The 14,507-nt window shown below is 45.3% G+C and carries 13 protein-coding genes; 2 read left to right on the top strand and 11 right to left on the bottom strand.

Annotated features, from left to right (window positions below; translation table 11 throughout):
• Positions 1–88: 88 nt before the first annotated feature.
• On the top strand, positions 89–505 hold the full coding sequence (locus C1N53_RS17805) for a hypothetical protein (RefSeq protein ID WP_137760602.1): 417 nt from the start codon (positions 89–91) through the stop codon (positions 503–505).
• A 6-nt stretch (positions 506–511) separates the two neighbouring features.
• On the opposite strand, the gene C1N53_RS17800 is transcribed toward C1N53_RS17805, so the two are convergent.
• The 6 genes from C1N53_RS17800 to C1N53_RS17775 form a co-directional block, all read right to left on the bottom strand.
• On the bottom strand, positions 512–1,126 hold the full coding sequence (locus tag C1N53_RS17800; RefSeq protein ID WP_137760601.1) for a TetR/AcrR family transcriptional regulator: 615 nt from the start codon (positions 1,124–1,126) through the stop codon (positions 512–514).
• 85 nt (positions 1,127–1,211) lie between these two features.
• Positions 1,212–1,736, bottom strand: a complete 525-nt coding sequence (locus C1N53_RS17795) for a GyrI-like domain-containing protein (protein ID WP_137760600.1) — start codon at positions 1,734–1,736, stop codon at positions 1,212–1,214.
• Positions 1,733–3,502: an ABC transporter ATP-binding protein gene (locus tag C1N53_RS17790; protein ID WP_137760599.1), complete on the bottom strand. Its 1,770-nt coding sequence runs from the start codon at positions 3,500–3,502 to the stop codon at positions 1,733–1,735. The genes C1N53_RS17795 and C1N53_RS17790 overlap by 4 nt, the downstream gene beginning before the upstream one ends.
• 233 nt (positions 3,503–3,735) lie before the next feature.
• Positions 3,736–5,889 (bottom strand): Ig-like domain-containing protein, encoded by a 2,154-nt coding sequence (locus C1N53_RS17785; protein ID WP_168194060.1) that lies wholly within the window; start codon positions 5,887–5,889, stop codon positions 3,736–3,738.
• 171 nt (positions 5,890–6,060) lie between these two features.
• A complete protein-coding gene (gene truA, locus C1N53_RS17780; protein ID WP_137760597.1) occupies positions 6,061–6,816 on the bottom strand; it encodes a tRNA pseudouridine(38-40) synthase TruA in 756 nt (251 codons plus the stop codon).
• A gap of 62 nt (positions 6,817–6,878) precedes the next feature.
• Positions 6,879–8,078, bottom strand: a complete 1,200-nt coding sequence (locus tag C1N53_RS17775) for an acetyl-CoA C-acyltransferase (RefSeq protein ID WP_137760596.1) — start codon at positions 8,076–8,078, stop codon at positions 6,879–6,881.
• A gap of 63 nt (positions 8,079–8,141) precedes the next feature.
• On the opposite strand from C1N53_RS17775, the gene C1N53_RS17770 reads away from it, so the two are divergent.
• Complete coding sequence (locus C1N53_RS17770) at positions 8,142–8,642, top strand: DUF4293 domain-containing protein (protein ID WP_137760595.1); 501 nt, start codon at positions 8,142–8,144, stop codon at positions 8,640–8,642.
• Between the two features lie 151 nt (positions 8,643–8,793).
• Here the strand turns inward: C1N53_RS17770 and C1N53_RS17765 are convergent, their stop codons facing one another.
• The 5 genes from C1N53_RS17765 to C1N53_RS17745 form a co-directional block, all read right to left on the bottom strand.
• Complete coding sequence (locus C1N53_RS17765; RefSeq protein ID WP_137760594.1) at positions 8,794–9,534, bottom strand: DUF4476 domain-containing protein; 741 nt, start codon at positions 9,532–9,534, stop codon at positions 8,794–8,796.
• Positions 9,535–9,723: 189 nt separating this feature from the next.
• Complete coding sequence (locus C1N53_RS17760) at positions 9,724–10,893, bottom strand: AIR synthase related protein (protein ID WP_137760593.1); 1,170 nt, start codon at positions 10,891–10,893, stop codon at positions 9,724–9,726.
• Positions 10,894–11,118: 225 nt separating this feature from the next.
• Positions 11,119–13,008 (bottom strand): OmpA family protein, encoded by a 1,890-nt coding sequence (locus C1N53_RS17755; RefSeq protein ID WP_240773263.1) that lies wholly within the window; start codon positions 13,006–13,008, stop codon positions 11,119–11,121.
• 61 nt (positions 13,009–13,069) lie between these two features.
• Complete coding sequence (locus tag C1N53_RS17750) at positions 13,070–13,552, bottom strand: hypothetical protein (protein ID WP_137760591.1); 483 nt, start codon at positions 13,550–13,552, stop codon at positions 13,070–13,072.
• Positions 13,553–13,656: 104 nt separating this feature from the next.
• A complete protein-coding gene (locus C1N53_RS17745; RefSeq protein WP_240773262.1) occupies positions 13,657–14,475 on the bottom strand; it encodes a (Fe-S)-binding protein in 819 nt (272 codons plus the stop codon).
• Between the last annotated feature and the right edge of the window lie 32 nt (positions 14,476–14,507).

Below are 14,507 nucleotides of genomic sequence, written 5' to 3'. Positions count from 1 at the left end.
CTGCTAATAGCATTTTACTGGAATTTTTTAGTACAGATTCTGTTATACCTACGTATAGGTTATCAATTCACCAAAAAAATTCTTGTGTATGGCTATTGACTTACAGCAAATTGGAAAAAGGTTTAGGTTTTATACTAACCTGAAAGAATTAGAGATGCCTGCTTTGCAGGAAATGACGGGTAGCAGCTCTGAGCTACTTACAAATATTATCTGCGGCAAAAACTATTTGCTTGATGATCTGGTAGCCATTTTAAAAAACTTTCATGATCTTAACCCACAGTGGATCATCTATGGCGAAGGCAGCATGTTTAAACCGCTCAACGAAGACGGCACCTGCCAGGATGGCCAGAAAGGCTGCCTGAAAAAAGACAAGGCAGCCTACCTGCAACAGATGAAAAACATGCTCATAGAGCTGGATGCTGCCGAAGTAGCCAAAGGCCATCAGGCTGATGTAGAAGCCTTGAAAGCAAAGCTGGAGCAATACAAAGCCACACATCAGGAATAAAACCAGCTATTCCACCTGCTTCCGAATGCCTTGCAGAATAAGGTTTACGGTAAACAACACCTCCTGCTCTATCTTCTGAAAATCAATAGCAGGTAAATGATGAAAACTGGTTCGCTGAAATTCGTCAAACTGAATCAGGTCTTTTACAACCATAATGGAATAGCCAACACGCTCTGCCTCACAGAAAGCAAAGGTGCTGTTGGCTATTCCTTCTTTTATAATGGCTGCATAGTAGTTTGCCTCTTTGGCCCGCGATTCTTTAAAAAGCTCCTGAAAAAAGCTGCGGGTTTCTATCAGTACCTGGATCGAGATCGTGTGCTGTGTTACAATCTCCTGGTAATACTGTAGCGAAGAACGGATATACCGCAGCAGGCGCTTATGCGGGTCACGTTCTTCTTCGGCAACCAAGCGGAGCCGGTGCAGGCTTTCCCGCCATTCCTGCGAAAAGGCTTCTACAAATAAGACTTCTTTGCTCTTGTAGTAATAGTATAAGGTAGGCTTTTTTAAGCCAATGGCCTGGGCAATATCATCCAAGGTGGCCTTGCTATAGCCCAACTTACCAAACACAGATTTGGCTGCCTCGAGTATGAGTTCTTTTTTAGCCTCTGCTTTTTTTCCCACTATACTTTTTCTGTTAAAACGGCAGTTAGATTTACTACCGCTTCTCCCAAAGATAGAGGTTATTTCTGTACTGGCAACAAGCCGGCTACTGCTTTATAGGCACCTCCAGTATCGCTTTATGGCTTTCGGGGAACCACTCCAGAAAAAAATTCTGCAGCTGTATATTCTTCTCTTTGGCATGCTCGAATATGCCATCGTAAAGTTTGCCAGGCGCTACCATATAATGTGCGTTTATTTCGCCGCGTAACACCTGCCTGCCACCAGGCACCATGCGCAACTCATAGTCGGCAGGTAGTTGTATGGTAGTATCTGCTACTACTACACCAATAAAGGCATTTATGCTATCGCTGGTTTCATCGGGATTGTTGTAGTAGATGCTTCCCAACACACCGTCCAGCTCCTGCTTATCCAGCACTTCGGCAGCTCTGCGGAACACGTTGCCCATCTGCTCATCTTTTATAGTGCCTTTGTAAGCTTTGCCGGCTACATATACAGGTTCAGAAGTGGTAACGGTATACGCAGGAGAACTAAACCCTCCCAGGTAGGCATAGAAAGAAATAATAGTGATAGCCAGTACTGCTATCACTATCATTACAATTCTTTTGTTCATAAATCGATCATGTTTTTATACTGCATCTGGTGTAACTGGGCGTAATAGCCGTTTTGCTGCAGCAGTTCTTCGTGGTTTCCTGTTTCTTTTATCTCGCCTCTGTCTAATACTATTATCTTGTCAGCTTTTTGAATGGTAGACAAACGGTGTGCAATTACAATGGAAGTACGGCCATGCATTAGCTGGTCTATGGCATACTGAATAAGCTCTTCTGTCTCAGAATCGACACTGGATGTTGCTTCGTCCAGGATGATAACTTCAGGGTTATACACCATTGCACGGACAAAGGAGATTAGCTGCCGCTGCCCTACTGATAAAGTAGCTCCCCGCTCCATTACCTGGTAATTAAGCTTGCCCGGCAAGCGCTCAATGAATTTTTTTGCTCCTACCAGTTCAGCTGCACGCCACATCTGCTCCTCTGTAATGGCTTTATTTCCGAGCGTAATATTGTCGGCTATAGTACCCGAAAATAAAAACACATCCTGCAGCACCACCCCGATATGATGCCTTAGCACACTCAGGTCATACTCTTTCAGGTCGTGTCCGTCTATCATAATGCGGCCCCCGTTAATTTCGTAAAAGCGGTTTAACAGGTTGATAACAGAAGTTTTTCCGGCTCCCGTTGCCCCCACAAAAGCTACTGTCTCGCCGGCCTTCACCTCAAAAGAAATATCGCGCAGCACCCACTCTTCGTCTTTATAGGCAAACCACACGTTCTGGAAGCTCACGCTGCCCTTTATCTTTTCAGGTGCATAAGTACCGTTATCGTCAATCATTTCGTTGCTATCCAGCAAGCGCATCAGACGCTCCGTACTTACCACCCCCAGCTGCAACGTGTTAAACCGGTCAGCTATCATGCGAATGGGCCTGAAAAACATCTGTATGTACAGGATAAAGGCCATAAGCGTACCCAGCGAAGTAGTATCCCGGATAACTCCATGCGCCCCATACCATACCAGCAAACCTAAACCTGCTGCACCAATAATCTCAGCTACAGGAAAATATACCGAATAATACAGCACCGAACGAATATTGGCCCGGGTATGCTCTTTATTAATTTCGACAAACTTATCCATCTCGCGCTTCTCGTTATTAAAGATCTGCACGATGCTCATGCCTGAAATATGCTCCTGCACAAAGGAATTAAGCTGAGCCACAGCTGTACGCACTTCCTGAAATGTGTCTTTTATTTTTTCTTTAAATACATACGTACTAAAGATCATGATAGGGAAAGTAGAAAGGCTTATCAGCGTAAGCTCCCAATCAATATAGAACATGAACCCCAGTATAAAGACTAACTGCAGAATATCTCCGATCATGGCTGCCAAACCCTCGCTGAAAACATCGGAAAGCGTCTCTACATCAGACACATTTCGGGTAACAAGGGTGCCTATAGGCGTTCGGTCGAAGAATTTGAGGCGGAGGTTAAGGATGTGCCGGTAAAGCTTCACACGAATATCCCGCACGACATGCTGCCCCAGCCAACCAGCAAAATAGGTATGCAGGTATTGCACAATGGCATGTCCGACTAACAGCACACTTAAAATTACGAACATCTGGTTTAAGCCGTTCCAGTCGTTCTGCAGAATGTGATGGTCTACGGTGTACTGTATCAGAAAAGGGCGCACTGCCGCTAGTATGGCAGAGGCAAAGGTTAAGAAAACGATGAAGTAGAAAGTCTTAATATACGGCTTTACAAAAGTGAACAGCCGCCTCAACACATCCGAATCAAATACTTTTCCTGTTGTTTTAGGTTTATTTTCCAAGCTTAGTAATCGTCAAGTTCAATTCAGCTAAAAAAGCTTTTGGCCTTCAGGCTTCTTTTTCAACTAAGTTTTTTACTGCAAATTGCTCTCAAAGTTAATATTTTAACTGTTATAGTTACGCAAATGCACCGGCACAATACATAGATTTACGGCTAACTTACTCAAAGCAGACTTGCAGCAAAGATTATCTACAGTACGATGATAGCTTGATGTACTCCTTGATTTTTACTGTCTTATTTCTTTAAAGCAATTTTTAAGTTTCTGGTGCCTTTCGATGTCACAAGTCGTGCTATATACAAGCCTTCTGCAAGGCCATACTTCTCACCATCGAGCATATGCGTTATGTAAGCAGCTCTTTCATTTGTTCCTTCTGCAATTATGCCTATCACAATTCCTCTCATATCTAACAGTTCCAGACGATAAGTGCCGGCTTCTGCCAATGTAAAATCGATGCTTGTGTTAGGGTTAAAAGGATTAGGGTAAGCCACCAGCATATCGCCAGCCACTGTTACTGTAGTTGTAGCCTGCGATACGTTTCCATGTACGTCTGTTGCGGTAACGGTTATATAGTTTGTTCCTAAGTCTGAACAGCTAAATTCTGTTTTACTAAGCTGTATACGTTCTATACCACAGTTATCAGCCGTACCGTAATCAATACCTTCAAAAGAAAGGGAGCCTGTACAGTTAAAGTTCAAATTTAAGGTAAAAGGTTTTACCAATATGACAGGCTTAACATGATCTGTAACTGTTACATAAAAGCTTTCTGTGGAAGACTTCCCCGCCGCATCTGTTGCTCTTATCTTAACCTCCGTTGTGCCTACCGGAAATATAGCTCCGCTTTCAAAACCACTTAAAAGCTCTGTTTTTACGACGGAGCAACGGGTAACGACATCATAACTGATAAATGCGCCGCATATATTATCGCCTGCGACAGTCGAAATAACAGGTGGCAAGGCAAGCATGGGTCCGTCTGCTTCCTCTACAACTACTTTTTGAGTAGCTGTGGCTTTATTACCAGCCCGGTCTGTGGCTGTCCAGGTTACAACAGTAGTTCCAGGGGCAAAAGAGGAAGGAGCATCGTTCGTAACAGTGGGTTCAGAGCAGTTGTCAGATTTAACTGGTACGCCCAAGTTAAGATTTGTAACGGTGCATTTACCTGGATAAACCTTTTCTTTTATATCTTTTGGAGCAGCAATAACAGGGGCCTCTGTATCGGGGCTGGTTCTGACTGTTACCCGTAGCGTAGATTCGCAGCCATTACTGGCTGCCCTGGCACTAATGGTATAGGTTCCTGCTGCGAGTCCTGAAAAAGTTAAGCCTGATGTAGCGTAGCTTCCGCCATTAAAAGAATAGGAAGTGGAAGGGGCTGCAATAATTTCTATACTCCCGTCCTGCTGCCCTGCACACGATACGTCTGTTACCCTTTGCTGTATGACAGGCGCAGGTAGTACCTCAACAGAAACAGTTGCAGTAGCTGTCAGAACAGGCGGGTAAAGCTCAAGCCCGCCATACTCCACCATATATCCCTCTATATTTGGGTTATCGTTTGCATAGTCGTTCCAAGTACCGGCATTTTCGCCGTAAGGGTAAAAGTGCCCGTAGTGCTCTCCGCCTTGCCAGTTATTAGGCTCATTCGGAGCCCAGTTACTATACATTCCGTTAACAGCCTGTCCCTGCCTTGAGAACTGTGTTCCTGCCTCTGGTCCTGTCATCCATTTCCAGACACCCTCCTGTTCTTCATCACTGGCTCCGATCCATCCTTCACCACGAAGTTTTGCCTTTACAAAATCATTTTCATCTTTTGAAGACATGGTGGCCAGATACCCTTGCAGCCCCTTATAAGTTCTTTTTTCTGCTTCCACCCTTGCCTGCTTCCAGGTTATCCCGCGGACCATTACATACTCAAAATAGTGTCCGTTTCCACTAAAGGCAACTGTGTTATCTTCTTCTTTGATGATATAGGTAAAGGTGTCATTTCCGCTAAACCCAGGGTTTGGGGTATAGGAGTATGTACCATTTCCATTATCTGTAAGTTTTCCATTACGAGGCTGTGTAAATTCCTGTATCTTCAGTGGTTTGCCATTAGGCTCGCTATCGTTTTGTAAAAGGATAGCTGCGCTAATTGTTTTAGTGGCCCCATTACACACACTACCAGCTATGTCGTTACCTGCAGTTGGGGTAACATTGTTATTCTGGAGTAACACAGGCAGACTATTCTGCTGCTCTGGACTCTTTTTAAGAAAATGAAGCGCAATGCCAGGTTGTTTAAAGTGCGATGGACTTTCTAAAGCACTTGCTCCATAAAAGACAAAAAGAAGCCCGACTACACATCTGCTCCAATATGGTTGCCCGGCTACATACTTCAGGAAATTAACTTTAGTGGTCATATGCATTAAGTAAAGCCTTTAACTGATTACTCACTTCCGCACCACATAAAAGCAGGCTCTTCCCGATATCAGGATATTCTATGCTTAAGATGCAGCCCCTCCCTTTGTTATTAAAAGGTTTAAGTTAAGTTTTTCTTACCGCAAGAACTAAATAAAATAACTTTATCCCTGTTAAACAGAAGCATTTACAAATATTTGTTCCTCGTACTCTACCTTTGCCAGGTAAAGCCCTTCGGCTGGTGCGGCACCACTGGCTCTGCTTCTGTTCTTGCTGGTTATAATTTCTTCGAACTGATTAACTGAAAGTTTGCCTCTTCCTACGTCCAGCAAAGTGCCCACTACCAAGCGTACCATGCCTCTTAAAAAACGATTGGCCCTAATAGTAAACTGCAGGTTTTCTCCCTCCTGCTCCCAAAAGGCTTCATAAACAGAGCACCTGTAATGTTTGGTGTCTCCTTTCACCTTGCTAAAAGTGGTAAAGTCGTCGTACCGGAGCAGCAAGGCTGCTGCCTCATTCATTTTAGTCACATCAGGCTTGCGACTCAGGTAGTATGCGTAGTAGCGCTTAAAAGGATTTTTTGCTAATGTGACGTGATAGTGATAAGTACGGGCAAAGGCATCGAAACGTGCATGGGCCTCATCTGTAACAGGCCATAGGTGTATAGCCGCTACATCCTGTGGCAGCAAACGATTGACGCGGTACAACACCTGTTCTTTATCCAGCGGCGCTGCCACATCAAAATGCACAAACTGCTGGCTGGCATGCACGCCTGTATCGGTGCGGCCACTTCCGGTGGAACTGATCGGCTGCCTTAGTACTTTTGTTAAGCAATCGTCGAGCACTTCCTGTACCGAAAGAGCATTGGGTTGTATTTGCCAGCCATGGAAGCGGGTACCATCGTAAGCTATTTCTAAAAAATAACGCATGCAGCAAAGATAAAACAAAAAACCCGCTGCATGTGTTTTGCAGGTTTATTTGGCTGTAGGGCTTATAGTTTCTCATAAATAATGGCTGCTCCCTGCCCTACGCCTACGCACATAGTTGCTAAACCATACTGCACGTTGCTGCGCCGTTTCATTTCATGCAGTAATGTGGCCGATATACGGGTGCCACTGGCGCCCAGGGGATGCCCAATGGCAATGGAGCCTCCATTTACATTTACCAGTGCAGGATCTATATCTAACTGCTGCATACACGGAATAGCCTGTGCTGCAAAAGCTTCATTAATTTCAGCTAAGCCTATATCATTTATAGTTAAACCAGCTCGTTTTAAAGCTTTCATAGTGGCCGGAACAGGCCCCATGCCCATATGCGCCGGATCTACTCCAGCTACAGCTGTGGCAACTACACGAGCCATGGGCTGCAGGTTAAGCCGCTTCACCATCTCTTCGCTTACCACTAAACACGCAGCCGCTCCATCGTTTATGCCTGAAGCATTGCCTGCGGTTACTGTACCTCCTTTTTTAAAGGCAGGCGATAAGGCATTTAATTTCTCTATCGAAGAAAGCCTCGGATGCTCATCTGTATCGAAAATAACGGGTTCTGCTTTGCGCTGCGGAACAGGCACAGGCACTATTTCATCTTTAAATTTACCGGCATCGGCAGCTGCCTGGTACTTCGTTTGCGAACTATGGGCAAACTCATCCTGCAGAGCGCGCGAGATATTATAGCGCTCTGCTACATTCTCAGCTGTTTCGCCCATGGCAAACGGGTAATGCAAGGCAGAGAGTTTTTCATTTACAAACCGCCAGCCTATAGTGGTATCGTATATTTCAGCTGTTCGGGCAAAGGCTGTTTCAGCTTTCGCCATCACAAATGGTGCACGGGTCATGCTTTCTACACCGCCTGCTATATATACCTCCCCATCACCGGAAGTAATGGCACGGGAGGCATCCATAATAGCCTGTAAGCCTGAGGCGCAGAGGCGATTTACGGTAACACCCCCTATTTCCTGCGGTAGCCCCGCCAGCAGTAAAGCCATGCGTGCTACATTCCTGTTATCTTCCCCTGCCTGGTTTGCCGCACCCAACACCACATCCTCCACCAGCTCCGGGCTTATACCTGGATTACGCTTCATCAGCTCGTTAAGTACATGCGCCGCCAGGTCGTCCGGGCGCACAGAACTTAAAGCTCCGGTATACTTCCCGATGGGTGTTCTGATAATATCTACAATATAAGCTGTGTGCATCTTTTTAGTTTTACAGGTCTTTGGCTACTTTTGCATTGCTTTGCAAGTTAAATTAACCCTTATATGATACAAAGGATTCAAACCGTATTTCTATTTCTGGTGGTTGTAGCGATGGTTTCTATGCTGTTTCTGCCTTTATGGTCTAAAACAGATGCTACTACAAACGAAACAGTCGTATTAACTGCCTGGAATTTAAAATCTCACTTTTTAAACGCACAAGGTGAAAGTGCCAGCGCAGGCGACATCCCCTCCAGAGGTACTATAGCAATTGGTCTGCTAGCCATTGCAGCAGCTGTCATTGCGCTTTATGAGATTTTTCAGTTCAAGAGCCGTCTTAACCAGATGAAGCTTGGTCTTCTTAATTCGCTACTTCTGGCTGCTACTTTAGGTACAACTTTTTACTATGCTACCTATGTAGGTAATGATATGGTACAGGCTAACAACAGCGGTGACTATCATGCAGGGTTCTTTATGCCTGTGCTTGGCTTACTGCTGAATGCCTTAGCTAACCGCTTTATCAAGCGCGACGAAGATCTGGTGAGGTCGGTAGACAGACTACGATAAGTTAATATGCTAATGTGTTAATTTTCGAATGCGCTACTAATATTCCCATAAAGAGCGAGGGCTACTGTTCATCACAGTAGCCCTCGCTCTTTATGGGAATATACTCATATGCCGCAGCATATTACATCATTAAAAAATTAGCAAAATAAGATTACCTTCTGCTGGTATACTCTTCCAGCTCTCTTACATAACTATCGAACTTAAACGCGTCATACACATAATAGAAGCGTTCCTGGTCGCAAACGTAATCGTAAGCGAATTTGGCAAACTCTGCACGGGTGCTTTCGTGGTCGAATTGCAGCAATACCAGCTTCAGGTCTTCAGACAAGATGCTTCCGCTGCGTATAGCTTCTCGTGCTATCGTTTGTTTGGTGCTCTCAAAGCTTCTGCCTCGCATAGACTCCAGGAGCCTGTCAATGTCGTATCGGCTCAGCAGGTTACGGCACTGGTCGTTCCGTCCGTAGTCTGGTAAAGGCCGGGTAGGCTCGTATGGTTCGTATTCGGGGTAGCGAGGCACTGGGGCAGGCTGTGGCACAGGAACTACTATTCTCGGACGCTCCAGCGGCACCATGCTTACTCTGCGCAGCTGCACATTACCGCTTCTGCCTGTCGTGCGCAACGCATAGTTCGTTTCATAACCTTCTTCTGCTGCTACTTTGGCGCCCATACGGTACATTCCAAAACGGCCCATTATTTTAAAATCAACTGTATGTATTCCCGGGCGCAGATTAGCCACCCGCACAAAGGTAGCCGCTTTGTGGTTAACCACTCTGCCGTTAACCATTACCTGAAATGGCTCTCCTTTCTGTGTAGTAAATGTTAAAACGGAAGCTTGTGCAAGTACCGGCAATACCAGCAGCATAAGCAGGATCGGAAGTAAAGACTTTTTCATGTTTGTATAGATTATTGCCTATACTTCTTCTAATCCAAGTTTTGTGCCAAATTAGAATGTTAAATATAGATGGTCCAGCCTATATTTATTTCTACACTACTTGCTGTCGCTTTTCTTTCCGCATCTCCGCTAATTTAAAAACACAGAAGCCACAGGAACATGCCTGTGGCTTCTGTAAGCTGTGAGAAGCTACCCCTGGTAATAAAACTCTCCGTGGTTGCTTCTGATGGTAAGCTCATTTCCTTTACTAGCCTTTACCTTTCCTATGATCTGCGCCTCTACCCCGAATGAATTTGAAATGGCGATAAGGTTGTTGGCATACTGCTCCGGCAGATAAATCTCCAGGCGATGCCCCATATTAAACACCTTGTACATTTCTTTCCAGTCAGTGCCACTTTCCTGCTGAATAATGCGGAACAGCGATGGTGTCGGGAACAGGTTATCTTTGATAATATGCACCTGATCTGTAAAGTGCAGCACTTTGGTTTGAGCCCCGCCACTGCAATGCACCATGCCATGTATATGCTGCCGGTGCTCTTTCAGTATTTCTTTTACAATTGGCGCATAGGTGCGCGTTGGCGACAGCACTAACTTGCCAATCTCTAAGCCAGTCTCAGAATCAACATCTGTTAATCTTTTACTACCGGAATACACCAGGTCTGTCGGCACCTCCGGATCGTAACTTTCCGGATAAGAGTTAGACAGGTACTTATGAAATACATCGTGGCGTGCAGAGGTAAGTCCATTGCTACCCATGCCGCCATTGTATTCTTCTTCGTATGTTGCCTGACCAAAAGAAGCAAAACCTACAATTACATCGCCTGGCTGTATATTATGGTTTGAGATCACATCTTCGCGGCGCATACGAGCCGTTACTGTACTGTCTACAATAATGGTACGCACCAGGTCACCCACATCGGCTGTTTCCCCGCCTGTACTATAAATACCGATACCGCTATCGCGGAGCATCTGCAGCACTTCCTCTGTGCCATTTATAATGGCTGCTATTACCTCACCAGGAATATGGTGTTTGTTGCGACCAATGGTGGATGACAGCAGTATGTTATCGGTAGCCCCCACACACAACAGGTCGTCTGTGTTCATGACTACTGCATCCTGGGCGATGCCTTTCCAGACACTTAAGTCGCCTGTTTCTTTCCAGTACATGTACGCCAGAGAAGATTTTGTGCCTGCTCCGTCGGCATGCATTATGGCACAGTAATCAGGATCGCCAGTAAGTATATCCGGTATAATTTTGCAAAACGCTTTCGGGAAGAGGCCTTTGTCAATGTTTTTGATGGCATTATGTACATCTTCTTTCGAAGCAGATACACCGCGTTGTAAATATCTATTTTCCATAGCTCAAGTTGCTGTCCCTACAAATTTAAGAAAAGCAGGTGGAGTTAGAGACTTAAAAATTTAGAAAGTTAAAAGTTAGAGAGGGAAATTCAGAGCTTAGTATACTTAAAACACGCTGGGGCTATAGTTGCACTTGCTCCTATAGCCCCAGCGTGTTTCAAAAATTTTTTATTTTCCCGACTACAAAAATAAAATGTCCTTTGTCATGGAGTCCTTCATTAAGAACTACTCCTGTATGCGAACTACTTTAAATTCTGTACGTCGGTTTCGTTGGTGCTGCTCCTCCGTTGTGGCATTTTTTACAACAAGCCGTGTTTCGCCGTATCCTCTGGCTGTTAATCGTGCTGGATCTATACCCTGCGAAATAATATACTGCACAGCCGACTCAGCCCGGCGCTGCGATAAATCCAGGTTATACGCATCGGAGCCTCTAACGTCGGTATGTGAGCTGAGCTCAATAGAAATGCGCGGATTATCCACTAAGATCTGTACCAGTTTATCCAGTTCAGCGGCAGCATCAGGTCGGATGTCGGCTTTATCTAAATCGTAATAGATATTTTCCAGCACTATTGGTTTTTCTTTTACGATTTGGTTCAGTACAAGAGTAGCCGTTAAACGAATTTCTGTTAAAGGTTCAGTTAGTTCTTCCTGTGCAGGCATTTTGCCTACCGTGGTAATACGCTGACGTGCTGTAAAGAACCCTTCTTTTTCAGCTACTAAAAAGTAGGTAGAAGCCGAATCAAGCGCAAAGGTAAATTTGCCTGCCGCATCAGAAGTTGTGTCGCTGATTACCTGGTTCCGCTCACTCTGTAATACTACTCTTGTATTAGGGACTACTGATTGTTGCTGTGAGCCGTCTCTACGCTGAAAAATGGTACCATCCACAAAGAAAATGACTTGTTTGCGATCTGTTTTATTGAAGGCATAGATATCGTCGCCTCCTTTACCGCCCTCCCGGTTAGAAGAGAAGTAACCAGAAACACCATCTTTAAAAAAGATACCAAAGTCGTCGCCGCTGGAGTTCATGGTTGAGCCCAGGTTAACAGGCTTGCCTTCTTCGATACGGAAGAGATCTAAACCTCCGAGGCCGGGCAATCCATCTGAAGCAATGTAGAGGGTGCCATCAGGTGAAACATAAACAAAACTTTCGTTTCCTGGAGTGTTGATGCCTGGCCCTAAGTTCACAGGTGTTGAGAACCGCCCGCTGGCATCTATAGCTGCGCTATAAATATCGTGGCCGCCCAGGCTCCCTCTGCGGTTAGAGGCAAAATAGAGTGTTTTACCGTCAGGCGAGAAGGCAGGAGAAGAGTCCCAGGCACGGGGATCGCTTATACTTAGAATTCTTGGCTCGGACCACCCGTTCGAACCAAACGTAGAAATAAACAGATCAACCTGTTCACGTCCTTTTTTTGTTCCTTCATTGCCTCTGGCGAAAACCATGGTGCGCCCGTCGGGAGTAAAAGTAGCCATGGCATCGTGCAAATCGTCTGAGTTTACTCCTGCCAGCTTACTTATATTCATACCCAGACTGTCGTTTGAGTTCGTAAACCTGGTCGAGAAGATATTCAGGAAGCCTTCGCCGTTACCCATGTATACCTTGCCGGAGCCACGGGTTGATGAAAAGAAGAACTGATCATTTAAAACGTAAGGAGAGAACTCAGATGCAGCTGTGTTTAGTGTGTCCAGGTGCTGCACTTCAAAGCCGTTGTTCGTGGCTAAAATTCTGCTAATCTCTTTCAGGTTATCCAGCTCTTTCTGAGCAAGCGTTTTTAGCTGTCCATTGGAAGCGACTCCCACAAAACTCTGCAGCTGCCTCTGGGCCTCCTGGTATTTGCCGTTTGCTTTTAAAGCCAGGCCATAGTAATAGTAGATACTTTCTCTTTTTACGTTAGCATCCAGTGCCGCCCTATAGTACTGCTCTGCCTCTCCCAGCCGGTTAGACATGCGGTACGACTCTGCTATTCTATAGTTGATTTCGCCAGGATTACCTGCATTCTTGAGAGCCTGCTGGTAAAACTGAATGGCACGCTCGTATTGCTCCTGCTCAAATCGTTTATCACCTTTACCCAGATTACCAGCACAGGAACCCAGCATTAGCAGGATAAACAAAAACAAACAGGTATGCTTTAGTTGTAGCGGTTGATGCATGAACAAAGTATAATAAGAGTTAGCAGGTTCAGAAGTACCTGGAGAGCCAGCTAGCACGGGCAGGCTTAGGCCATTGCGCTTGCAACTCACCATAATTATTTACTAATGTATCAAAGTATAATGAATTTTCATCTATTTCACCTGCCGCAACTTTATTTTTCAGCTCGTTCAGGCCTACTAGTTGCACCTCTTCTCCATTTAAAAAGGCAAGTTGTGTTCTGTCGAAAAATGACACCTGAAACTTTTGCTCCATTTCCCGCACAAAATTTACCGACTTATCAATGGAGCAGCCGCTGGCAGCAGTAGTGCTTTCATTATTAGCCAGCACCAGGAATTGGTTGTGGAGCAGTTCTGCCGATGCTTCCAAACCTTTACCGTGGCTGCTCCAATCAGTAGCAAAACGTTCTAAAAGAGGTTTTATTTCGTTCTGTTCTTCTGCAGTTAAAGGCCTGCTGGCCTGATATATCCACAACCTGGCTTGCGCAGGCAATTGGTCAAACGGAATATACATGGTTTTGTTTACTCGTAATAATGGATTATTCTTTACTAACTATACCGGGTATTCAGTATTCCTGAGTATCCCGGACATAAAATAACGAATAATATACTATAAAATTATCGGCTTAATCCTTCAGCCTGTGCGACAAGTTCGGCAATATCGAACACTTTAACGTTTTCTTCCTGCTCCTTGTTCTTCACCCCGTCATTCATCATCACCATGCAGAAGGGACAGGCTGTAGCAATAACTCCATTGCCTGCCCCCAGCGTTGCCAAAGCTTCTTCGGTGCGTTCAATGTTTACGTCTTTACTGCCCGGCTCCGGCTCTTTAAACATTTGCGCACCGCCAGCACCACAGCAAAGCCCGTTTGCTCTAACGCGTCTCATTTCCACCAGGTCGGCATCCAATGCCGCCAGCACCTCACGCGGTGCTTCATAAATATCGTTGGCCCGGCCCAAGTAGCAGGAGTCGTGAAAGGTAATGCGCTTGCCTTTAAATGCCTCGCCGCCCTGCACCCTTACCTTGCCATCGTTGATCAACTGCTGCAGGAAAGTAGAGTGATGGATCACCTCATAGTTACCGCCAAGATCAGGATACTCGTTTTTCAGGGTGTTAAAGCAGTGCGGACAAGCCGTAACTATTTTTTTTACATTGTAAGCATTCAGTACCTCTATGTTTGTGATGGCCTGCATCTGAAACAGGAACTCATTTCCGGCACGCTTGGCAGGATCGCCGGTGCAGCTCTCTTCAGTGCCTAAAACGGCATACTTAACCCCCACATGCTCCAGTATCTGCACAAAGGCACGGGTTACACGCTTGTAGCGGTCATCAAAAGAGCCCGCACAACCAACCCAAAACAGTATTTCCGGTTCTTCGCCATTTGCAGCCATTTCGGCCATAGTAGGCACTTTTACTAATCGTTTATTTTCTTCCATCTGATTTATTTGAAAGGACACAAGACGCAGGA

This window comes from Pontibacter sp. SGAir0037, assembly GCF_005491705.1.
GTDB lineage: Bacteria > Bacteroidota > Bacteroidia > Cytophagales > Hymenobacteraceae > Pontibacter.
The sequence above is the reverse complement of the archived record's forward strand: the minus strand, read 5'-3'. Positions and strand labels throughout refer to the sequence as shown.

Coding starts and splice junctions, on each gene's coding strand:
- C1N53_RS17805 (WP_137760602.1), top strand. CDS start 89: ATGGCTATTGACTTACAGCAAATTGGAAAAAGGTTTAGGTTTTATACT.
- C1N53_RS17795 (WP_137760600.1), bottom strand. CDS start 1,736: ATGAACAAAAGAATTGTAATGATAGTGATAGCAGTACTGGCTATCACT.
- C1N53_RS17785 (WP_168194060.1), bottom strand. CDS start 5,889: ATGACCACTAAAGTTAATTTCCTGAAGTATGTAGCCGGGCAACCATAT.
- truA (WP_137760597.1), bottom strand. CDS start 6,816: ATGCGTTATTTTTTAGAAATAGCTTACGATGGTACCCGCTTCCATGGC.
- C1N53_RS17775 (WP_137760596.1), bottom strand. CDS start 8,078: ATGCACACAGCTTATATTGTAGATATTATCAGAACACCCATCGGGAAG.
- C1N53_RS17770 (WP_137760595.1), top strand. CDS start 8,142: ATGATACAAAGGATTCAAACCGTATTTCTATTTCTGGTGGTTGTAGCG.
- C1N53_RS17765 (WP_137760594.1), bottom strand. CDS start 9,534: ATGAAAAAGTCTTTACTTCCGATCCTGCTTATGCTGCTGGTATTGCCG.
- C1N53_RS17760 (WP_137760593.1), bottom strand. CDS start 10,893: ATGGAAAATAGATATTTACAACGCGGTGTATCTGCTTCGAAAGAAGAT.
- C1N53_RS17750 (WP_137760591.1), bottom strand. CDS start 13,552: ATGTATATTCCGTTTGACCAATTGCCTGCGCAAGCCAGGTTGTGGATA.
- C1N53_RS17745 (WP_240773262.1), bottom strand. CDS start 14,475: ATGGAAGAAAATAAACGATTAGTAAAAGTGCCTACTATGGCCGAAATG.